Raw genomic sequence first — 21,145 nt, 5'->3', positions numbered from 1 at the left:
TTGATCACCCGCAACCAGGCCCGTAGATGAAAATTGCCGTCGCCAAATATCCGATCGGCAAACCTGCCGACTTTGCCGCATTCGCCGCACGCCAGTCCGCGCTGGTGGGTGAGGCTGCTGCCGCCGGCGCACGCCTGCTGGTGCTGCCGGAGTATCTGTCGCTGGAGCTGGGCGCGACCTTCGGTACGCAGATTTCCGCCGGGTTGCCGGAGTCGCTGGCGGCGATCCAGGCGCTGCGTGCGCCGTGGCTGGAGCTGTTTGCCGGCCTGGCGCGCCAGCATCAGCTGCATCTGGTGGCCGGCAGCTTTCTGCTGGACCTGGGCCAGGGCCGTTACCGTAATCGCAGCGACTGGTTCACCCCCGATGGCCGGCATGGCTGGCAGGACAAGCTGCAGCTGACCGGCTTCGAAAAGGCCACCGGGCTGATCGAGCCGGGCAATGCGCTGAAGGTGTTCGACCTGGATGGCGTGCGTGCGGCGATCGCGATCTGCTACGACAGCGAGTTCCCGCTGCCGGTGCGCGCGCAGTATGAGGCCGGCGCGCGGCTGTTGATCGTGCCCAGTTGCACCGACACCGCCGCCGGGGCGATGCGGGTACGGGTCGGCTGCCTGGCGCGCGCGCTGGAAAACCGTGTGTTCGTCGCGCAATCGGTCACGGCCGGGCAAGCACCGTGGAGCCCGGCGCTGGACGTCAATACCGGCGAAGCGGCGGTGTTCGCACCGATGGATGTCGGCTTCCCCGCCGATGGCGTGCTGGCGCAGACCCAGGGCACTGCCGTGTGGGCCTATGCAGAGCTGGATTTCGCCGCCTTCGAGGCCAGTCGCGCGCAGGCGCAGGTCGCCAACGATCGCGATTGGGTCGGTCAATTGGGCGCTCACGTTGCACGTGCCAGGCTGGCCACGTTCGACTGATAGAGCGTGGTCCTCAAAGGACGATGTTCATCGTCGGGCGAGCGCAGCCGGTGTTCGCGACGGCACTGCCATACGTACGCTGCAACGTTCACGCGCCGTGCCTCAAGTGGTGACCGCGCGCTACGGTACCTCAGCCACTTTCATCCCTTGCAATACCTCCCACCAGGTTCCCATGGCCAAGAAAACCCTGATTCCGCACAGCGTCCGTCTCGAGTTCGCGCCTGGCGCGCTGGTGCACAGCAATCTGTCCGGTGCGGCCTTCACCGACGACTGGCTGTGGGTGGCCGGCGACGAGGCCTGCGCGGTGGATCGCCTGCGCAGGCTCGACCCCGTGCAGCGCGAGACGCTGCGCTTCGGCCAGGGGCAGAGCTTTGCGCTGGCCGAGTTGCTGGACCTGCCCGGCGAGGCGGCCGAGGAGGCGGATCTGGAAGGCATGGCGCTGTCGGAGGGATTCCTCTGGGTGATCGGCTCGCATGGGCTCAAGCGCAAGAATGCCAAGCGCAGTCGCGACGATGCCGAAAACGCCAAACGCCTGACCAAGCTCAAGCTCGACGCCAACCGCCGCCTGCTGGCCTGCCTGCCGATCGAGCGCGATGCCGACGGCACCCCGCGCCTGGTGCGCGAAGCCGCTGACGGCCGTCGCGCGCTGCGGCTCAAGGGCGATGCCAAACACAACCAGCTCACCGAGCTGCTGGCCGACGACCCGCACTTCGGCCCGTTCCTGAAGATCCCGGGCAAGGACAACGGCTTCGATATCGAAGGCATCGTGGTGGACGGCGAGCGCCTGCTGCTGGGCCTGCGTGGCCCGGTGCTGCGCGGCTGGTCGGCGCTGCTGGAGATCCGGGTGCAGGCGCATGGCGACCACCTGCGCCTGGCGCCGCTGGACGAGGACGGCACGCTGCTGCGCAAGCACTTCCTGCAATTGGGCGGGCTGGGCATCCGCGACCTGCATTATTCCGGCGACGACCTGTACCTGCTGGCGGGCCCGACCATGGTGCTGAACGGCGAAATCCGCCTGTTCAAATGGCCGGGCGCGCGTGCAGTGCTGGCCGCCAACCAGGCGCCGGTGCGCTTTCAGCACGCGCTGCTGGAATCGGCGGTGTTGCCGCACGGCACCGACAGCGACCGCGCCGAGGCGATCTGCAATCTTCCCAGCCACCTGGCCGGCGACACGCCCAGCTGGCTGGTGCTGTACGACGCGCCCGGCCCGGCGCGCAGTGGCGGCGATGACGTGGTCTACGGCGACCTGTTACGCAACCGCTGAGCCGCGTGCGGGCAGGTCTGCGCTGGTCAAGGTAAAATCGGCCGACTCCCGTTTTGCCGAGCGCTCCATGACCTGCCGCACCCGTTTTGCCCCCAGCCCCACCGGTTACCTGCACATCGGCGGCGCCCGCACCGCCCTGTATTGCTGGCTGGAGGCACGCCGCCGCGGCGGGCAGTTCGTGCTGCGCATCGAAGACACCGACCGTGAGCGCAGCACCCAGGCCGCGATCGACGCCATCCTGGAGGCGATGGAATGGCTGGGCCTGGGTTACGACGAGGGCCCGATCTACCAGACCCAGCGCGTCGCCCGCTACCAGGAGGTCGCCGAGCAGCTGCTGGCCCAGGGCAAGGCCTATTACGCCTACGAAACCCGCGAGGAACTCGACGCCATGCGCGAGGCCGCGATGGCCAGGCAGGAAAAGCCGCGCTATAACGGCGCCGCCCGCGAGCAGAACTTGCCGTACCGCGACGACGCCAACCGGGTCATCCGCTTCAAGAATCCGGTCGGCGGCACAGTGGTGTTCGACGACCTGATCAAGGGCGTCATCGAGATCGCCAACAGCGAGCTCGACGACATGGTGATCTTTCGCCCGGACGGCTTCCCTACCTACAACTTCGCGGTGGTGGTGGACGACTGGGACATGGGCATCACCGAGGTGATCCGCGGCGACGACCACATCAACAACACTCCGCGCCAGATCAATATCTATGAGGCGCTGGGCGCCCCGGTGCCGAAGTTCGCGCACATGCCGATGATCCTGGACGAGCAGGGCGCCAAGCTGTCCAAGCGCACCGGCGCGGCCGACGTGATGCAGTACAAGGACGCCGGCTATCTGCCGCATGCGCTGATCAACTACCTGGCCCGTCTGGGCTGGTCGCACGGCGACCAGGAGTTGTTCAGTCGGCAGGAACTGCTCGACCTGTTCGACGTGAAGAACGTCAATTCCAAGGCCGCGCGGCTGGACATGGCCAAGCTGGGCTGGGTCAACCAGCACTACCTCAAGACCGACGACCCGGCCAGCATCGCCCCGCAGCTGGAATACCAGCTCGCCAGGCTGGGCATCGATGTCGCCGCCGGCCCGGCCGCCGCCGATGTGGTGGTGGCGCTGCGCGAACGCGTGCAGACCTTGAAGGAAATGGCCGAAAAAGCCGTGGTCTGGTACCAGCCGCTGGAAACCTACGACGAGGCGGCGGTGATGAAGCACCTCAAGCTGGGCGCAGAAGTGCCGCTGGGCAAGGCGCGCGAACTGCTGGCGGCACAGAGCGAATGGAGCGTGGAGACCGTCTCGGCCGCGTTGCACGACGCGGCCGCCGCGCTGGAGCTGGGCATGGGCAAGGTGGCCCAGCCGCTGCGCGTGGCCATCACCGGCACCCAGGTCAGCCCGGACATTTCGCAGACGGTGTACCTGGCCGGACGCGAGGGCGCCTTGAAACGCATCGATGCGGCACTCATCAAGATAGGGGCGGGCTGACCGCCGGAGCCTGTGATGAAAACCAACGAACACGCCTGCACTGCACCGCATCACCATGTCGACGACGCCAACGGCTTCGTACGGGCGGTGGAGCGCGCCTGCAGCGAGCGCGGCCTGCGGCTGACGCCGATCCGCGCCAATGTGCTGCGGCTGATCGCCGACGCCGGCAAGCCGGTCAAGGCCTACGAACTGCTGGACTGGGTGCGCGAAGGCAAGGGCGTTGGCGCCGACGCTCCGCCCACGGTGTACCGCGCGCTGGATTTCCTGATGGCCAACGGCTTCGTGCACAAGCTCGAGTCGGTCAACGCCTTCGTCGCCTGCCACCACCCCAACAGCGCCCAGCACTCGGTGCCGTTCTTGATCTGCGACCGCTGCCATAGCGCGGTGGAACTGGAAGACCGCGAGGTGGTGGCGCAACTGGAAGCGCGCGCCAAGGCGCTGGGCTTCCAGCCGCAGGCGCAGACGCTGGAAGTGCACGGCCTGTGCGCCAAGTGCGCGGTGGCCGACTGACCGCCGGCGCGCGGCAGTCGCTGACCGACAAAGTTGTCGTTGTCGTGGGCAGGCGGTGCCTGGTTCTGCTGCGGCAATGCCGAGCAGAGTGCGATTCCGGGTGCAGCGTGTAGGTAGCGCGCGCTCGCGTCCCGGAAGTAACGGGGGCATTACAGGGCGAGTGATGCTCGCGCAGCAGCTTGCCTCGCAACGCTGAGGCCTTGCGGCCTCAGCGTTGCGCTGTGGTATCCGGACTCATCCTCACCTGTTCCCAGTCCAGGCCGAAGCGCGCCAGGTACTTGCGCAGGCGATCGGCGTCGTTGGTGCTGGCGCGCTGTCCGCGCGAAACCGCGAACAGCTCGCGGCCAGCCTGCGACAGCGACCTGCTGCGCGCACACAGGCGCACCACGTCTTCCAGCTGTACGCGATCGAAGCGATCCAGCTGCGCCACGCCATCGCCCAGCAAGGCCTCCAGCGGCGACGCCGCTTGTGCACCATTCCATTGCTGGCGCAGGCGAATGATTTCCTCGTCCACCAGCTCGGTTTGGATACGGCCGGCATTGGCCAGGGTCGCCAGGCGCATGACCGAGGCGCTGAGGTCGCGAAAGTTGCCGTTCCAGCGCGCTTCTGCGCTGGTCGCGAAGGCCAGGTAGCGCGCACGCGCCTCGCGGTTGAAGGCGACCCGCTGATGCTGTTCGCGCGACCACCGCTCCAGTTCGAAATCGATGTTCGGCTCGATGTCCTCCATGCGCTCGGCCAGTCCCGGTAAGTGGTAGGTCCACAGATTCAGGCGTGCCAGCAGGTCGTCGCGGAAGCGCCCTTGCAGCACCTGCTGCTGCAGGTCGCGGTTGGTCCCGGCGATCAGTTGAAACTCGCTGTCCACCTCCTTGTCGCTGCCGACCGGCAAAAAGCGCTTCTCCTCCAGGGCGCGCAACAGCATGGCCTGTTCGTCCAGCCCAAGTTCGCCGATTTCGTCCAGGAACAGCAGCCCCTGGTGGGCGGAGCGCAATAATCCGGGGCGATCGCTGATCGCGCCGGTGTAGGCGCCCTTGGTGTGGCCGAACAGCGTGCTCATGGCGCCGTCGCCGCGCAGCGTGGCGCAGTTCACCTCAACGAAGCGTCCGCCCAGCTGGTGTTTGAGTTTCTTCAGCTCGAACACGCGCTTGGCCAGCTGGCTCTTGCCGGCGCCAGTGGGTCCCATCAGCAACATCGGCGCCTTGGAGCGCGTGGCCACCGTCTCGATCTGCTCGATCATCCGGTTGAACGCGGGGTTGCGCGTGGCGATGCCGCTCTTGAGCAGGGCGCGGTCCTGCATCTGCTGTTGCGCGAAACGCTGCGCAATGCGGTCGTAGCGGGAGAGGTCGAGATCGATCACCGCATAGCTGCCCGCCTCCCCGCTGCCTTGCTTGCGGGGCGGTGAGGTCTGCAGCAGCCGGCCTGGGAAGTGCCGGCTTTCGGTCAGCAGGAAGCAGCAAATCTGGCTGACGTGGCTGCCGGTGGTGATGTGCAGGTAATAGTCCTCATCTTCCGGCGCAAACGTATAGCTGGCAAAGAAGTCGTGCAGGGTGGCGTACACGCCCTCGAAGTCCCAAGGGTCGGCCAGGTAGGTGTCGTGCTGTTGCACCTGGGTGTCTGGCGACACCTGGGCAAGATCGTTGCAGACCACTCTCGCCAATTTTGCATGGCGGCGCGCATCGGCGAGCAGTTCGACGCGGCCAACCAAAAAGTCGTCGTGCATACCCAGTGACACGGTGGGTCTCCACTTTTCCCAGCGTCCCGGCCCGGTGCCGGCATCCAGCTGCACGCCGAGCATGCCGAAAATGACCTTGGTCCTGTCCATATCCATCCAGATAAATAGCGCGCCTGGAGTATACGAAAAATATCAAACTCGCCGTGCCGGCGTGTCATGGAAATAAAATTAAACTCTTGCAAAACAGTGACTTATGCATTGTCTGCCGAAGTTGGCACGCGCATTGCTGAGTATGGCTCATCGCCCCACCGTGGGCAGTTCCCGCCAGGAGCCTGACATGGCCAATCTTCAACTCTTCTCCTCGCCGCGTGGCGCATTGCTGCCCAAGGCGGCTGCCCAGAACGAGGCCGGCGGTTGCGCCTATGAGCGCACGCCGCGTGGTGCGCTGGCGTTGTATGCGGCTACCGGCTGCTTGAACGGCACCTACTATGCGAGCGCCGACGCGCAGTTGCAGCAGATGCTGACCTTGTGCGAGCGGGTCCCGCCGGCATTCGTTGCGAAGACCGCGATCTATGCACGTCAGGTAGCGCACATGAAGGACATGCCGGCATTGTTGCTGGCGACGTTGACCACCCGCGACGCGGAGGTCTTTGCCCGTGCGTTTCCCCGCGTGGTCGACAACGGCCGGTTGTTGCGCAACTTCGTGCAGATCATGCGCAGCGGCCAGGTCGGGCGCAAGTCGCTGGGTTCGCTGCCCAAGCGCATGGTGCGGCAGTGGTTGCAGCAGGCGTCGGTGGCCACCATCGTGCAGGCGGCGATCGGGCAGCAGCCGTCGCTGGCCGACGTGATCCGCATGGTGCACCCGAAGCCGGCTGATGCCGAGCGCGAGGCCCTGTATGCATGGGTGATCGGCAAGCCCTACCAGGAAACCGCATTGCCGGCGGTACTGCAGGCGTACGAGGCGTTCAAGCATGCGCCGGGCGAGGCGTTGCCGGATCTGCCGTTCCAGTACTACACGGCAGTGGCGTTGACGCGGGCGCACTGGGCACTGCTGGCAGAGCGGGTGTCGTGGCAGACGTTAAGGATGAACCTCAATACGTTTGCGCGTCATGGCGTGTTTGCCGATGCGACGATGGTGGCCAAGGTGGCCGCACGCCTGCGCGATCCGGAGCAGATCCAGCGTTCCCGTGTGTTTCCGTATCAATTGCAGGTGGCCTACACCGCGGCCAGCCAGTTGCCGCCGCAGATCGGTGCTGCCTTGCAGGATGCGATGGAAATCGCGACCCGGCAGGTGCCGGTGCTGGAGGGCAAGGTGGTGGTGGCGGTCGATGTCTCGGGATCGATGGCATCGCCGGTCACCGGCTACCGCAAGGGGGCGACCACCAGCGTGCGTTGCGTGGATGTGGCGGCCTTGATCGCCGCGTGCGTGCAGCGTACGAACCCGCAAGCCACAGTGCTGCCGTTCGACACGCAGGTGCGTCCGCTGCGGTTGAATCCACGCGACAGCGTGCTCACCCAGGCGCAGCAGTTGGCGGCGCAATGCGGTGGCGGCACCAGCGTCAGTGCGCCGCTGGCGCACTTGAACGCAATGCGGGCTCAGGTGGATCTGCTGGTGTTGGTGTCGGACAACGAAAGCTGGCGCGATACCCGCAGCGGTGCGGCAACGGCAACCATGCAGGAATGGACGCGGTTGAAGGCGCGTTGTCCGCAGGCCCGCATGGTGTGCATCGACTTGCAGCCGGTCTCGACCAGCCAGACGCTGGAGCGCGACGACATCCTGCATGTCGGCGGTTTCAGCGATGCGGTGTTCGACCTGATCGCGACGTTCGCAGCGCAGGGTGCGGGTGCGACGCGCTGGGTCGAGCGGATCGGCTCGATCGAGCTGTGAGCACACACGGACGTGTGCAGACCCGGCGGGCAATGGGGCCCGCCGGGTGGTGGCAGGAATGCTATGTGTTGAACAATCGGTAGCGACTGACCTGGCAGCAGTGTCATGGTCTGGTTGCCACCTACAGGTTTCGCCGTCGGTGGTCACGAATGCCGATGAAACTACAGCCTCTTACGCTCCAGGTCGCGGGTTCGAGTCCCGCCCACCCTGTGTGGGGTGGTAGCTCAGCTGGTTAGAGCAGGATGTTTCATCTCCGTTGTCGTGGTCGCCGTCGGTCTTGTTGTCTGCGTTGTCGTGCGAATGCAAGTGAAACTCCATTGTCGCGGGTTCGAATCCCGCCCGTCACGACGGTAGCTCAGTGGTAGAGCGTGCGTTTCATTGATCTTGTCGCAGGCAACGTGGTTTGGTTTTGCGGTGAATGCCGATGGAACTACTTTGGTTCCCCTGATTGGGTTGGGTTCGATTCCCGCTGTGTCACGCCGGTTAACGCCGGCGTTCCGCAGAGCGTTCCATCACTTTTGTCACCGCGCTTTTATTCAGTCATTTACAAGGAGTATTTCCATGAGCATCGAACACTACGATGTGATTGCCCAGCCGGGTGCGGCCCCGATCAAGCTGTGGACGCGCGGCGTTCCGCTCGAGGACGAAGCACGCCAGCAGTTGCAGAACATCGCCAAGCTGCCTTTCATCCACCGCTGGATCGCGGTCATGCCCGACGTGCATCTGGGTAAGGGGGCCACGGTGGGGTCGGTGGTGCCGACCATCGGTGCGATCGTGCCTGCCGCAGTCGGCGTGGATATCGGGTGCGGCATGATCGCAGCGCGTACCACGCTGGTGGCCAGCGACCTGCCGGACAACCTGGCCGCGATCCGCAGCGCGATCGAGCGCGCGGTGCCGCACGGGCGCACGCCGGGTGCGCGCGACAAGGGCGCATGGCAGACCCCGCCGGGCCATGCGATCGATGGCTGGTCGCAGCTTGCGAGCGATTTTGCGTTGATCTGCGAGCGCCATCCGCGGTTGCAGAAGACCAATAACCTGCAGCACCTGGGAACGCTGGGAACCGGCAACCATTTCGTCGAGGTCTGCCTGGATGAGGCGCAGCGCGTATGGTTCATGCTGCACTCCGGATCGCGCGGCGTCGGCAATGCCATCGGCAACCATTTCATCCAGCTGGCCAAGAACGAAATGCGGCGCTGGATGATCAACCTGCCGGACCAGGACCTGGCCTACCTGCCGGAAGGCAGCGAGCACTATGCCGACTACGTGTTTGCAGTGGATTGGGCGCAACGCTATGCGCGAATCAATCGTGAAATCATGATGCGGCACGTGGTGGCGGCCGTGCGCACGGTCATCGCCAAGCCGTTCGAGGCGCAGGCGGAGGCTGTCAACTGTCACCACAATTACGTCAGCCGCGAGCACCACTTCGGGAAGGACGTGTTCGTGACACGCAAGGGGGCGGTGAGTGCCCGCAAGGGCGAGCTGGGCATCATTCCCGGCAGCATGGGCGCCAAGAGTTTCATCGTGCGCGGGCTCGGCAATGCCGACAGCTTCCATAGCTGCAGCCATGGTGCCGGCCGGGTCATGAGCCGCACCGAGGCCAAGCGGCGCATCAGCCTCGACGACCACATCAAGGCCACGGCGCATGTGGAATGCCGCAAGGATCAGGACGTGGTGGACGAGTCGCCCGCGGCGTACAAGCCGATCGAGGCGGTGATGCATGCACAGCGCGACCTGGTGGAAATCGTGCATACGCTTCGGCAGGTGGTCTGCGTCAAGGGATAGGCCTGCGCATCGGTTGCCGCAGCGCTGGCGATGCGTTGCATCGACGCTGCGGCATCGGACACTCCGCTGCAGTGCAGGTGCAGCCAGCGGGCGCCGCCTGGGTATTGGATCCACCTACACTGCGCCGGCAAGGTATTGACAGCCCCGGTCTCGACATCGGGGCGTTTATTTGAATGGACGTGCGTCATGGACATGATTGAAATCGATGGAGCGGCAGGCGGTGGACAGTTGTTGCGCACCGCATTGACGTTGAGCCTGTGCACCGGGACCGGCTTTGTCATGCACAACATCCGCGGAGCGCGTTCACGCCCGGGCTTGATGCGTCAGCACCTGACGGCCGTCAATGCGGCGGCGGCGATTGGTCAGGCGCGGACGCATGGCGCGCAGATCGGCGCGACGGCATTGCGGTTCGAGCCGGGCCAGGTGTTGCCGGGGACGTATCGCTTCGCGACCGGAAGTGCGGGCTCTGCCACCCTGGTGTTGCAGACGGTGCTACCTGCGCTTTGGCAGGCAGCAACTCCTTCCAGCCTGACCTTCGAAGGCGGGACGCACAACCCGTTGGCGCCGAATGTGGACTTCATCGCCGACTGCTATCTGCCTGCCTTGCAGCGAATGGGCGTGCGCGTGTCGGCGGTGCTGGAGCGCCATGGCTTCTATCCGGCCGGCGGCGGAGTGCTGCGGGTGGCGGTGGAGCCTTGTGCGCAGCTCCAGCACGCCGTGTTCGATGCACGTGGGGCGTTGGAGTCGATTGAGGCGAAGATCCTGATTTCCGGGTTGTCGACCAAGATTGGGCATCGCGAGTTACGCGTGTTGGCTGCACGTCTGGGCGTGGACCCTAGCCCGCGCCATGTGGAAAGCGTGCGTCCTGCGCTGGGACCGGGCAATGTTGCGCTTGTGCGTGTGCGCCATGCAGCGCATGTCGAGACCTTTGCCGGCTACGGCGAGCGCGGTGTGCCCGCCGAGCGGGTGGGCGAGCGCCTTGCCGATCAGGTGCAGCGGTATCTCGATGGTGGCGCCTGCGTTGGCGAATATCTGTCGGACCAGTTGCTGCTGCCGATGGCGCTGGCCGGCAGTGGCGGGTTCACGACCGATGCCATCAGTAAGCATCTGGCCAGCAATGCCCGGCTGATCGAGAAGTTCATGCCGGTGGAGATCACCTGGCTGCCGATGGCAGATGGTCAGTGGCGCGTGTCTGTGTATCGCTGAAGTGGGGCAGGCGTGGCGTTGCCGGCAGCGCCTGCGCGCCCGGCGTGGGACACCTGAAAACCAGTGTCATGCACAAAGGCATTGCCGCACTGGGCGATGCCCTTTAACGAGCGTGCGCAGTGCAGGAGTGCGCTTTCGCGCGATGCCTGCCCCATGCATCAACCCGGTGCCGACTCGAGCGCATACGCCGCCAGGAACATCTCCACCGCGCGCTGCGCGGCGCCGCGCAGATACTCGGGCGAGGGGTCCTTGAGTGCGCCGAACAGGCAGGGCATCAGGGTTTCCGCCTCCAGCAGCCCGCCGAACTGCCTCGACGCGATCAGGACGTCGGCGCAGCGGATCGCGCCGCGATCCATCTGCGTCTGCAGGTAATCGGCCATGCGTTGCACGCCTTCTTCCGGACCGGAATTGAAGAACAGCGCGCCCACGTCCGACCGCCCCGACACGCCGATGATGGTCTGCCAGATGGTGATCGAGCTGGGCGCGCACAGGAAACCGAGGATGTCCTCGCCGAAGCGCTGCAGGGTCTCGGCGACCGGGCCGTTGCTCTGCGAAAGCGCGTCCAGCAGCGGGTCGATGTAGCGGTCGGACATGTCCTTGGCAAACGCCACGAACAACTCCTCCTTGGACGGGAAATAGCCGTAGAGCGTGCGCTTGGAGCCGCCGACGCGGGCGGCGATCTGCGACATCGAGGCACCTTCGAAGCCCAGTTCGAGGAACACCTCGCTGGCCGCCTGCACGATGGCGTCGCGTTTTTCTTCGGTTCTGACCCGCATCCACTGACTCCCTTGGGTGCTTAAGTATACCGACTGGGCAGGAATACTTGACGCCTACGGATGCGCTCATTAGGATACCGAACCGTACCGTTTAGATTTAACCATCCTGCGTCCCGTCGGAGACCTCCTCGTGCGTCCTCATGCTTCGTTTCGCCTGCCCCTGCTCGCTGCTGCCGTTGCTGCCACCGTCCTGCTCAGTGCCTGCGGCAGCCCGCCAGGCGGCCCGCCGCCGGAGGAGGGCATGCCCGAAATGGGCGTACTGACCGTCAAGCCGCAGCCGGTGACGCTGACCACCGAGCTGCCCGGACGCACGGTTCCCTACCTGATCGCCGAAGTTCGCCCGCAGGTGGGCGGCATCGTGCAGTCGCGCCAGTTCACCGAGGGCGGCGACGTCAAGGCCGGGCAGACGCTGTACCAGATCGATCCGGCGACCTACCGCGCCAGCTATGCCAGCGCCCAGGCCACCCTGGCCAAGGCGCAGGCCAACCTGCGCACTGCCAGACTCAAGGCCGAGCGCTACACCGAACTGGTGCAGATCAAGGCGATCAGCCAGCAGGACGGCGACGACACCGCCGCCGCGCTGGGCCAGGCCGAGGCCGACGTGGCCGCCGGCAAGGCCAGCGTGGAAACCGCGCGCATCAACCTGGCCTTCGCGCGCCTGGACGCACCGATCTCCGGCCGCATCGGCCGCTCCAGCGTCACCCCGGGCGCCTTGGTGACCGCCAACCAGGCCACCGCACTGACCACCATCCAGCAACTGGACCCGATCTACATCGACGTCACCCAGCCCAGCGCGGCCTTGCTCCGCCTGAAGCAGGCGATGGCGCGCGGCGAGCTGGAGAAGGCCGGCGACGACGCGGCCAAGGTGTCGCTGCTGTTGGAAGACGGCAGCACCTATCCGCTGCAGGGCCACCTGGCGTTCTCCGATGTCACCGTCGACCAGAACACCGGCTCGATCACCTTGCGCGCGGTGTTCCCGAACCCGAATGCGGAGTTGTTGCCGGGCATGTATGTGCGCGCGGTGCTGCAGGAAGGCATCAAGGAGCAGGGCGTGCTGGTGCCGCAGCAGGCGGTCTCGCGCAATGGCGCCGGCAAGCCCACCGCCTTCGTGGTCGGTGCCGATCACAAGCTGCACCTGCGCGTGCTGGAAACCGACCGCGAAGTCGGCGACCAGTGGCTGGTGCGCAGCGGCCTGAAGGCCGGCGAGCAACTGGTGGTCGAAGGCGTCTCGCGCGCCCGCGACGGCATCGAGGTCAAGACCGTGCCGTGGCAGCCCAAGGGCAGGCCGGCTGCCGGTGCCGGCAGTGCAGCCGCCGGCACTCCTTCCGCCCCGACCGCACCGCGTGCGGCCAACTGAGGCGGGATCACACGTCATGGCACGCTTCTTTATCGATCGTCCGATCTTCGCCTGGGTGTTGGCCATCATCGTGATGCTGGCCGGCATCCTGTCCATCGCCACCTTGCCGATTGCGCAATACCCCAGCATCGCGCCGCCGGCCGTCGCCATCACCGCCAACTATCCGGGCGCCTCGGCGCAGACCCTGGAAGACACCGTCACCCAGGTCATCGAGCAGAAGATGAAGGGGCTGGACCACCTCAGCTACATGGCCTCCACCAGCGAATCCAGCGGTGCGGTGACCATCACGCTGACCTTCGACAACGGCACCGACCCGGACACCGCGCAGGTGCAGGTGCAGAACAAGTTGTCGCTGGCCACGCCGTTGCTGCCGCAGGAAGTGCAGCAGCAGGGCGTGACGGTGACCAAGTCGGCCACCAACTTCCTCAACGTGCTGGCCTTCACTTCCGAAGACGGCAGCATGAGCGATTCGGACCTGTCCGATTACGTGGCGGCCAACGTGCAGGAAACCATCAGCCGCGTCGAAGGCGTGGGCGACACCACCTTGTTCGGCTCGCAGTACGCGATGCGGGTATGGATGGATCCGAACAAGTTGAACAACTTCAGCCTGACCCCGGTAGATGTGCGCACCGCGATCCAGGCGCAGAACGCGCAGGTTTCCGCCGGCCAGCTCGGCGCGTTGCCGGCGGTGCCCAACCAGCAACTCAATGCCACCATCACCGCGCAGACCCGGCTGAAGACCGCCGAGGAGTTCGAGAATATTTTGCTGCGCACGCAGTCCGATGGCTCGCAGGTGCGCCTGCGCGATGTGGCGCGGATCGAGCTGGGCAGCGAGAGCTACAACACGGTGGGCCGCTATAACGGCAAGCCGGCCGCCGGTCTGGCGATCAAGCTGGCCACCGGCGCCAATGCGCTGGATACGGTGCGCGCGATCGACAAGAGCCTGGAGGAGCAGGAGAAATTCTTCCCACCCGGCATGAAGGTGCAAAAGCCGTACGACACCACGCCGTTCGTGCGCATCTCCATCGAGCAGGTGGTGCATACGCTGATCGAAGCGGTGGTGCTGGTGTTTCTGGTGATGTACCTGTTCCTGCAGAATTTCCGCGCGACCTTGATCCCGACCATCGCGGTGCCGGTGGTGTTGCTCGGCACCTTCGGCGTGCTGGCGGCGTTCGGTTTTACCATCAACACGCTGACCATGTTCGCGATGGTGCTGGCGATCGGCCTGCTGGTGGACGATGCCATCGTGGTGGTGGAAAACGTCGAACGCGTAATGGGCGAGGAGCAGTTGTCGCCCAAGGACGCCACGCGCAAGTCGATGGACCAGATCTCCGGCGCGCTGGTCGGCGTGGCCCTGGTGCTGGCCGCGGTGTTCGTGCCGATGGCGTTCTTCGGTGGTTCCACCGGTGTGATCTACCGGCAGTTCTCGATCACGATCGTCTCGGCCATGACCTTGTCGGTGCTGGTGGCGATGATCCTGACCCCGGCCCTGTGCGCCACCTTGCTCAAGCCGGTGGAGAAGGGTCATGGTCTGGCGACCACCGGGTTCTTCGGCTGGTTCAACCGCATGTTCGATCGCGGCAACAACGGCTATCAGGGCGTGGTGCGGCACATGCTGGGCAAGGGCTGGCGCTACATGCTGGCCTACGCGGTGTTGCTGGCGTTGGTGGTGTTCGGCTTCATGAAGCTGCCGGTGGGCTTCCTGCCGGACGAGGACCAGGGCACGCTGTTCGTGCTGGTGCAGTTGCCGCCCGGTGCCACCGATGCGCGCACCGGCGAGGTGCTCAAGCAGGTGGAGCATCACTTCCTGGTCGATCAGAAGGACTCGGTTGCCGGCATCTTTGCCGTCTCCGGTTTCAGCTTTGCCGGTACCGGCCAGAACGTGGGCTTTGCCTTCGTCAAGTTGCGCCCGTGGGACGAGCGCACCGGCAAGGGCCAGAGCGTCACCGACGTGGCGGGCAAGGCCGGTGCGTTCTTCAGCACCATCCGCGATGCCAAGGTGTTTGCGTTCGCACCGCCGGCGGTGTCGGAGCTGGGCAATGCGACCGGCTTCGACCTGATGCTGCAGGACCGTGCCAACCTCGGCCACGAGGCCTTGATGCAGGCGCGCAACCAGCTGCTGGCCGAGCTGTCGCAGGACAAGCGGCTGGTGGCGGTGCGCCCGAACGGGCAGGAAGACACGCCCGAGTTCAAGCTGGAAATCGATTCGCACAAGGCGCAGGCCATGGGCGTGTCGATCGCCGATATCAACAACACCTTCTCCAGCGCCTGGGGCAGTACCTACGTCAACGACTTCATCGACAAGGGCCGCGTCAAGAAGGTGATGCTGCAGGCCGATGCGGTGTACCGCATGAATCCGCAGGACATCGACCGCTGGTTCGTGCGCAACAGCGCCGGCACGATGGTGCCGTTCAACGCCTTCGCCACTGCCAGCTGGAGTTCCGGCTCGCCGCGTCTGGAGCGCTACAACAGCGTGCCGTCGGTGGAGATCCTGGGCATGGCGATGCCGGGTGCTGCGTCCAGTGGCGAGGCGATGCAGATCGTCGAAGCGGCGGCGGCCAAGTTGCCGCCGGGCATCGGCTACGAGTGGACCGGGTTGTCGCGGCAGGAGAAATCCTCGACCGGCCAGACCGGCTTGTTGTACGGGTTGTCGATCCTGATCGTGTTCCTGTGTCTGGCCGCGTTGTACGAAAGCTGGGCGATTCCGTTCTCGGTGATCCTGGTGGTGCCGCTGGGCGTGTTCGGCACGCTGCTGGGCGCAATGCTGACCTGGAAAATGAACGATGTGTACTTCCAGGTGGGCCTGCTCACCACGATTGGCCTGGCATCGAAGAACGCGATCCTGATCGTGGAATTTGCCAAGGAACTGCATGAAAGCGGCAAGAGCCTGATCGAGTCCGCATTGGAGGCAGCACGCATGCGCTTGCGGCCGATCCTGATGACATCGCTGGCCTTCATCCTGGGCGTGGTGCCGCTGGTGCTCGGCAGTGGTGCCGGTGCAGGCGCGCAGCATGCCTTGGGCACCGCGGTGATCGGCGGCATGTTGTCCGGCACGATTCTGGCGATCTTCTTCGTGCCGTTGTTCTTCGTGCTGATCAGCGGCTTGTTCACCCGCCGCGCACAGCCCACTTCGCCCGCACCGCAACCGGCAGGACACTGAGATGACACCGATCCGCATGACATTGACCGCGATCGCGGTGGCCGGCGTGCTGTCCGGATGCACGCTGATGCCGCGCTATGCACGGCCCGACGCACCGGTGCCCGAGCGCTTTGCCGGCACCGAGCTCTCGACGGCATCCACTACCACCGATACGGCCAGCCCCGCGCAGGCGATCGATATCGCCAACATCGGCTGGCGGCAGGTGTTCACCGACCCGGCGCTACAGCAGGTGATCGCGCTGGCACTGGAGAACAATCGCGACCTGCGCGTGGCCGCGCTCAACATCGAGGTGGCACGTGCGCAGTACCGGGTGGAGCGCGCTGCGCTGCTGCCCGCCGTGCAGGGCACCGGTACCGCCAATAACGCGCGCACGCCGTCGGAGCTGGCCATTCCGGGCCAGCCGCAGGTGTTCCGGACCTACAGCGCCAATATCGGCGTCAGTGCGTACGAGCTGGATCTGTTCGGACGTGTGCGCAGTCTCAAGGAACAGGCGCTGCAGCAGTTCCTGTCCACCGCCGAGGCACGCCGCAGCACCCATATCAGTCTGGTGGCCGAAGTGGCCACCGCCTATCTGACGCTGGCGGCCGATCAGCAGTTGCTGCAGCTGGCGCAGTCCACCTTGAGCAGCCAGGGCGACAGTTATCGCCTGCAGCAACGCAGCTTCGAGCTGGGTGTGGCCTCGCAGCTCAGCTTGCGCCAGGCGCAGACCACGGTGGAATCCGCACGCGTGGATGTGGAGCGTTACACCGCGCAGGTGGCGCAAGACCGCAACGCATTGGTGCTGCTGGTCGGCACGCAGGTGCCGGCGGAGCTGTTGCCGCAGGCCTTGCCCGACGGCGCCAGCGTGGACGGCAACGTGCTGGCCAGCGTGCCGGCCGGGCTGCCGTCGCAGTTGCTGCAGCGCCGCCCGGACATCCTGGAGGCCGAGCGCAACCTGCGTGCGGCCAATGCCAACATCGGTGCGGCGCGCGCGGCGTTCTTCCCGAGCATCAGCCTGACCGCATCGACCGGCTCGTCCAGCAGCAGCCTGTCCAACCTGTTTGATTCCGGCACCCGCGCCTGGAGCTTCGTGCCCGCGCTGACGCTGCCGATCTTCAACGCCGGGCGTAATCGCGCCAACCTGGACATGGCCAAGGCCAACCGCGATATCGAAGTGGCGCAGTACGAAAAGGCGATCCAGAGCGCGTTCCGCGAGGTTTCCGATGCGCTCGCGCAACGCGAGACCCTGGGCCGGCAATTGCAGGCGCAACAGGCCCTGGTCGATGCCACTGCCGACAGTTACCGGCTGTCGCAGGCGCGCTTCGAACGCGGCGTGGACAGCTACCTGCAGGCGCTGGATGCGCAGCGCGCGCTGTACAGCGCGCAGCAGAACTTGATCACCACGCAGCTGTCGCGCTTCACCAATCTGGCGACGTTCTACAAGGCGATGGGCGGCGGTTGGCTGCAATCGGCCGACCCGGCGGTGGCCACGACGGCGACGGGGCAGCCACGTGGATGACGCCGCTGCCGAGGTCCCGGCGCCCAGGCGCGCGCCGCACGACAAGCGTGGCGCGATCCTGCGCGCGGCAGCCGAGCTGTTTCCACGCCAGGGCTTCGACAAGACCAGCATGGACAGCATCGCCGAGCGCGCAGTGGTGTCCAAGGCCACGGTGTATGCGCACTTCGCGTCCAAGGAGGTGCTGTTCCGTACCACCCTGGAGGCGCTGGCGCACCAGTCGCCCAATCCCTGGGAGGCGCTGTTGAACATGCGCGGGCCGCTGCCCGTGCGTCTGCTCGCCATCGCCGACGCGGTCGTGCGCATGGCGGCCAGCAATGCGCTGGGCGATGCCGCCTACGGCCTGGTGCGGCCGCCGGCACTGCCCAGCCAGATACGCGAGGAGATGTGGACGCTGGGCTTCGAACGCTACGACACCACGATGCGTGCGGTGTTGGCGCGCGAAGTGGAGCAGGGCAGCCTGGTCATCGACAATCTGCCGGATGCCTCGGTGCATTTCTTTGGATTGATGACCGGGATGCCGGCCAATGCGGCGCTGCGTGGCGACACGTGGCAGGCACCGGCTGCCACGCAGCACGGGTATGTCGCCAGTGCGGTGGCGCTGTTCCTGCGCGCGTATCGGCCGCAACCGCCGGTGGTGACAGCGGAAGGCAAGCGCGAGGTGCCGAGCGGGTTCTAGCTGCGGCGGCAGGACAGCGCAATGGGCGTTACCGAGAAGGCCTGGTCGCGCGCAGGCACGCTCCTACACGGGCGTGTCAGCGCGCCAGGTCAAGCCGCAATGCGGCGATCACCCCCCTTCAACCCGTCCGCAAGCCGACGCTGTCGTAGGAGCGTGCCCGCGCGCGACGGGGCGTTACCGAGAAAGGCCTGGTCGCGCGCAGGCACGCTCCTACACGAGCGTGTCACCGCACCAGGTCAAGCCGCAATGCGTCGATCACCCCCCTTCAACCCGTCCGCAAGCCGACGCTGTCGTAGGAGCGTGCCCGCGCGCGATGGGGCGTTACCGAGAAGGTCTGGTCGCGCGCAGGCACGCTCCTATACGGGCGTGTCAGCGCGCCAGGTCGTGCCGCAACGCATCGATCACTACCTTGATTGCGCGCGAGGATTGGCGGCGGCTGGGGTAATAGGCGTGAGCCGTCGAACGGCTCGCACCAGTCGTCCAGCACGCGGCGTAGCCGGCCGGCGGCGATGTGCTCCAGCACCATGGTTTCCGGCAAGAACGCGAGTCCGCCGCCGGCCAACGCGGCACGCAGGATGGCGCTGCTGCCGTTGAAGGTCCATTGCCCGTCCACGCGCACCTTGACCTCGCGGCTGTCCTTTTCGAAATCCCAGGGCAGCAGGCCGCCATGGGTGGGCAGGCGCAAGCCGATGCAGTTGTGCCGGGCCAGCTCGGCCGGCGCGGCGGGGATGGTGTGGTGCACGAAGTAGTCCGGCACCGCCACCACCGCCATGCGCTGCATCGGGCTGATCGGCACCGCGATCATGTCCTTGGCGACCTGGTCGCCCAGCCGGATGCCGATGTCATAGCGCTCGGCAACGATGTCGGCCAGCCCATAATCGACGGTGACCTCGATCTTGAGGTCGGGATAGTTGGGCAGCACGTTCGACAACGCCGGCCAGATGTAGGCATCGGCGGCGTGGCCGGCGGTGGTGATACGGATGGTGCCGGCCGGCTTGTCGCGGAAGTCGGTGAGCGCGGACAGCTCGTTGTCGATCTCTTCCAGGCGCGGTGCCACGGTGTCGAACAGGCGTGCGCCGGCTTCGGTCATCGACACGCTGCGCGTGGTGCGGGTCAACAGACGGACGCCCAGGCGTGTTTCCAGTGCGCGCACGGTATGGCTCAGCGCCGATTGCGAGACGCCCAACTGCGCGGCGGCACGGGTGAAGCTGCCCTCGCGCGCCACGGTGACGAAGACCTGCAGATCGTTGAGATTTTCCCGCGCCATTGCTTGCGACGGCCGACTCCAGCGCATGCCATTCATGCCGCTGCATCATGCGCGATGCTGCGTGATGGCTTCAAATCCGAGATGTCATTGCCGCATTGATGCGCTGTGTTTCTAGGTGCATGCGCGGTTGCCCGGGTAATGCCGGCGCACACGCGCGCTACAGTGCAGGCACTTGGATCGAGGAGCACTGCCATGAATCTGTTCGCAACTGCGATGTCGCTGTCGATGATGGCCGCCGTCACGCCCGGTGGTGAAGAGCAACAGGCGATCAGGGTGAGCAAGGCCGGTGGCGCCGCATCTGCGGCCGGCCCGGCCGACTATTTCACCGGCAAGGTGCGCATCGATGCGCCCTTCCAGGCCGACGCGCCGGCGCGGGTGGGCGGCGCCACGGTGACTTTCGAACCTGGCGCGCGCACCGCCTGGCACACCCACCCACTGGGGCAGACGCTGATCGTCACCGCCGGTGCCGGGCGCGTGCAGGAATGGGGCAAGCCGGCGCAGCAGATCCGCCCGGGCGACATCGTGTGGATTCCGCCGGGCGTCAAGCACTGGCACGGTGCCAACGCCACGGTGGCGATGTCGCATATCGCCATCGCCGAAGCGCAGGACGGCTCGCCGGTGACCTGGCTGGAGCAGGTCAGCGAGGCGCAGTACGCGGCCGAGTGACACGGCGCTCAACGGTGACGTGGTGCGGTCTGCCGCGTCATCGTAGGTGATGCATGTCGCTTAGTGCAGGAGCGCGTGACCAGGCTCCGCTGCGTCACTGCGCACGAATGAGCTTACGCCGCTTGTGTCGCAGCCTGTGCCCCGGCACGCAACCGTTGCGCGTCACGTGCGGGCGGCGCGCCGAGAATGCGTGCGTAGTCGCGACTGAATTGCGAGGCGCTCTCGTAGCCGACGCGAAAGCCGGCATCGGCGGCATTCAGCGCTTCGGCCAGCATCAGCCGGCGCGCTTCGTGCACGCGCAGATGCGAGCGGTATTCCAGCGGCGTCATCGAGGTGACTGCCTTGAAATGCGCATGAAAGGTGGAGCGGCTCATTGCCGACAGATCGGCAATCTGCTCGATGCGGAAGCGCTGTGCGTAATGCTCGCGCAGCCAGACAATGGCTTTGGAAATCTGGTTGAGCCGGCTGTCGGCGATGGCCATCTGGCGCACCACCGCATTGGCCGGATCGGCCATCAGGCGATAAAGCACTTCGCGCAGGACCAGCGGCGCCAGTGCGGCGATCTCCTGCGGTTGATCGAGCAGACGCGCCAGCCGCACTGCAGCGTCCTGCAATGGCGGCGTGCTGTGGTTGAGCAACAAGCCGGCCTGGGCCGTATCGCGTTGCGGCTCGACCAGCTCCGGGTGGCTGACGGCCAGGTCGCTCAGCACGGCGGTGTCCAGATCCAGACAGAAACACAGATACGGTTGCGCGGCGCTGGCCTCTATCACCGAACCGACGATCGGCAGATCCACCGAGGCCACCAGATACATCTGCGGGTGATAGAGATACGCCGCCGCGCCCAGCATCGCCTGCTTGCGGCCTTGCGCCACCAGGCACAGCATCGGCGTGTAGACCGTGGGCACCGACACGGTGGGCGAGGCGCTGCGCATGATCTGCAGCCCGGCAATCCGGGTGGCGTGCATGCCGTCGCCAGGAGCATGGCGCAGCAGGATGTCGGTCATCTCGGTCAAGGCGGACATGCAGGACTCGGCGGTGGCACCA

15 protein-coding genes and 1 pseudogene are annotated in these 21,145 nt (G+C 65.9%); 12 read left to right on the top strand and 4 right to left on the bottom strand.

Translation table 11 applies throughout. The annotated features are described in order from the left end of the window. The first annotated feature begins 26 nt into the window (after positions 1-26). From AC06DU_RS13920 to AC06DU_RS13905, 4 genes are all read left to right on the top strand, one after another. Positions 27-911, top strand: a complete 885-nt coding sequence (locus AC06DU_RS13920) for a carbon-nitrogen hydrolase family protein (RefSeq protein ID WP_478202662.1) — start codon at positions 27-29, stop codon at positions 909-911. A gap of 172 nt (positions 912-1,083) precedes the next feature. Continuing rightward, positions 1,084-2,175: a DUF3616 domain-containing protein gene (locus AC06DU_RS13915; protein WP_054592982.1), complete on the top strand. Its 1,092-nt coding sequence runs from the start codon at positions 1,084-1,086 to the stop codon at positions 2,173-2,175. 67 nt (positions 2,176-2,242) lie between these two features. Further along, entirely contained in the window at positions 2,243-3,646 is a 1,404-nt protein-coding gene (gltX, locus tag AC06DU_RS13910) for a glutamate--tRNA ligase (RefSeq protein WP_478202661.1), read from the top strand. A gap of 15 nt (positions 3,647-3,661) precedes the next feature. Continuing rightward, positions 3,662-4,156 carry a transcriptional repressor gene (locus AC06DU_RS13905; protein WP_039526270.1) on the top strand — a complete coding sequence of 165 codons (495 nt, stop codon included), beginning with the start codon at positions 3,662-3,664 and terminating at the stop codon, positions 4,154-4,156. Between the two features lie 208 nt (positions 4,157-4,364). Here the strand turns inward: AC06DU_RS13905 and rtcR are convergent, their stop codons facing one another. Then, positions 4,365-5,975 carry an RNA repair transcriptional activator RtcR gene (gene rtcR / locus AC06DU_RS13900; protein ID WP_478202660.1) on the bottom strand — a complete coding sequence of 537 codons (1,611 nt, stop codon included), beginning with the start codon at positions 5,973-5,975 and terminating at the stop codon, positions 4,365-4,367. Between the two features lie 187 nt (positions 5,976-6,162). Here rtcR and AC06DU_RS13895 point away from each other — a divergent pair, with 187 nt between their 5' ends. The 3 genes from AC06DU_RS13895 to rtcA all read left to right on the top strand — a co-directional run bounded on the left by AC06DU_RS13895 (position 6,163) and on the right by rtcA (position 10,701). Beyond that, positions 6,163-7,713 carry an RNA-binding protein gene (locus AC06DU_RS13895; protein WP_478202659.1) on the top strand — a complete coding sequence of 517 codons (1,551 nt, stop codon included), beginning with the start codon at positions 6,163-6,165 and terminating at the stop codon, positions 7,711-7,713. Between the two features lie 561 nt (positions 7,714-8,274). Further along, complete coding sequence (locus AC06DU_RS13890) at positions 8,275-9,495, top strand: RtcB family protein (RefSeq protein ID WP_039526275.1); 1,221 nt, start codon at positions 8,275-8,277, stop codon at positions 9,493-9,495. 135 nt (positions 9,496-9,630) lie between these two features. After that, complete coding sequence (rtcA, locus tag AC06DU_RS13885) at positions 9,631-10,701, top strand: RNA 3'-terminal phosphate cyclase (protein WP_478202658.1); 1,071 nt, start codon at positions 9,631-9,633, stop codon at positions 10,699-10,701. A 158-nt stretch (positions 10,702-10,859) separates the two neighbouring features. On the opposite strand, the gene AC06DU_RS13880 is transcribed toward rtcA, so the two are convergent. Next, positions 10,860-11,477, bottom strand: coding sequence for a TetR/AcrR family transcriptional regulator (locus tag AC06DU_RS13880; RefSeq protein ID WP_039526278.1), 618 nt, complete (start codon positions 11,475-11,477; stop codon positions 10,860-10,862). A gap of 130 nt (positions 11,478-11,607) precedes the next feature. Here AC06DU_RS13880 and AC06DU_RS13875 point away from each other — a divergent pair, with 130 nt between their 5' ends. The 4 genes from AC06DU_RS13875 to AC06DU_RS13860 are packed head-to-tail and all read left to right on the top strand — an operon-like array spanning position 11,608 to position 18,168. Further along, positions 11,608-12,834 carry an efflux RND transporter periplasmic adaptor subunit gene (locus AC06DU_RS13875; protein ID WP_478202657.1) on the top strand — a complete coding sequence of 409 codons (1,227 nt, stop codon included), beginning with the start codon at positions 11,608-11,610 and terminating at the stop codon, positions 12,832-12,834. 16 nt (positions 12,835-12,850) lie between these two features. Beyond that, positions 12,851-15,994 (top strand): efflux RND transporter permease subunit, encoded by a 3,144-nt coding sequence (locus AC06DU_RS13870; protein ID WP_478202656.1) that lies wholly within the window; start codon positions 12,851-12,853, stop codon positions 15,992-15,994. Between the two features lies 1 nt (position 15,995). After that, positions 15,996-17,492, top strand: a complete 1,497-nt coding sequence (locus tag AC06DU_RS13865; protein WP_184456412.1) for an efflux transporter outer membrane subunit — start codon at positions 15,996-15,998, stop codon at positions 17,490-17,492. Further along, positions 17,485-18,168 carry a TetR/AcrR family transcriptional regulator gene (locus AC06DU_RS13860; RefSeq protein WP_104607823.1) on the top strand — a complete coding sequence of 228 codons (684 nt, stop codon included), beginning with the start codon at positions 17,485-17,487 and terminating at the stop codon, positions 18,166-18,168. Before AC06DU_RS13865 ends, AC06DU_RS13860 begins: the two co-directional genes overlap by 8 nt. A 369-nt stretch (positions 18,169-18,537) precedes the next feature. Here AC06DU_RS13860 and AC06DU_RS13855 read toward each other — a convergent pair. Further along, positions 18,538-19,435, bottom strand: a pseudogene (locus AC06DU_RS13855) (LysR family transcriptional regulator). 192 nt (positions 19,436-19,627) lie between these two features. Here AC06DU_RS13855 and AC06DU_RS13850 point away from each other — a divergent pair. Then, positions 19,628-20,101 carry a (R)-mandelonitrile lyase gene (locus AC06DU_RS13850; RefSeq protein WP_024939905.1) on the top strand — a complete coding sequence of 158 codons (474 nt, stop codon included), beginning with the start codon at positions 19,628-19,630 and terminating at the stop codon, positions 20,099-20,101. Between the two features lie 113 nt (positions 20,102-20,214). On the opposite strand, the gene AC06DU_RS13845 is transcribed toward AC06DU_RS13850, so the two are convergent. Beyond that, the gene (locus tag AC06DU_RS13845) at positions 20,215-21,123 is read right to left on the bottom strand and encodes an AraC family transcriptional regulator (RefSeq protein ID WP_228960630.1); all 909 of its coding nucleotides are present in this window, start codon (positions 21,121-21,123) and stop codon (positions 20,215-20,217) included. Positions 21,124-21,145: the final 22 nt, after the last annotated feature.

The sequence above is a fragment of the Xanthomonas sp. NCPPB 3200 genome (genome assembly GCF_056393585.1).
Note: the sequence above shows the minus strand (reverse complement) of the source record. Positions and strands in the feature narration are given on the sequence as shown.

Bases quoted from the DNA above. Each gene is read 5' to 3' on its own strand.
- rtcR (WP_478202660.1), bottom strand. From the start codon at position 5,975: ATGGACAGGACCAAGGTCATTTTCGGCATGCTCGGCGTGCAGCTGGAT.
- AC06DU_RS13895 (WP_478202659.1), top strand. From the start codon at position 6,163: ATGGCCAATCTTCAACTCTTCTCCTCGCCGCGTGGCGCATTGCTGCCC.
- AC06DU_RS13845 (WP_228960630.1), bottom strand. From the start codon at position 21,123: ATGTCCGCCTTGACCGAGATGACCGACATCCTGCTGCGCCATGCTCCT.
- AC06DU_RS13880 (WP_039526278.1), bottom strand. From the start codon at position 11,477: ATGCGGGTCAGAACCGAAGAAAAACGCGACGCCATCGTGCAGGCGGCC.
- AC06DU_RS13870 (WP_478202656.1), top strand. From the start codon at position 12,851: ATGGCACGCTTCTTTATCGATCGTCCGATCTTCGCCTGGGTGTTGGCC.
- AC06DU_RS13920 (WP_478202662.1), top strand. From the start codon at position 27: ATGAAAATTGCCGTCGCCAAATATCCGATCGGCAAACCTGCCGACTTT.
- AC06DU_RS13905 (WP_039526270.1), top strand. From the start codon at position 3,662: ATGAAAACCAACGAACACGCCTGCACTGCACCGCATCACCATGTCGAC.
- AC06DU_RS13865 (WP_184456412.1), top strand. From the start codon at position 15,996: ATGACACCGATCCGCATGACATTGACCGCGATCGCGGTGGCCGGCGTG.
- gltX (WP_478202661.1), top strand. From the start codon at position 2,243: ATGACCTGCCGCACCCGTTTTGCCCCCAGCCCCACCGGTTACCTGCAC.
- AC06DU_RS13850 (WP_024939905.1), top strand. From the start codon at position 19,628: ATGAATCTGTTCGCAACTGCGATGTCGCTGTCGATGATGGCCGCCGTC.
- AC06DU_RS13915 (WP_054592982.1), top strand. From the start codon at position 1,084: ATGGCCAAGAAAACCCTGATTCCGCACAGCGTCCGTCTCGAGTTCGCG.
- AC06DU_RS13890 (WP_039526275.1), top strand. From the start codon at position 8,275: ATGAGCATCGAACACTACGATGTGATTGCCCAGCCGGGTGCGGCCCCG.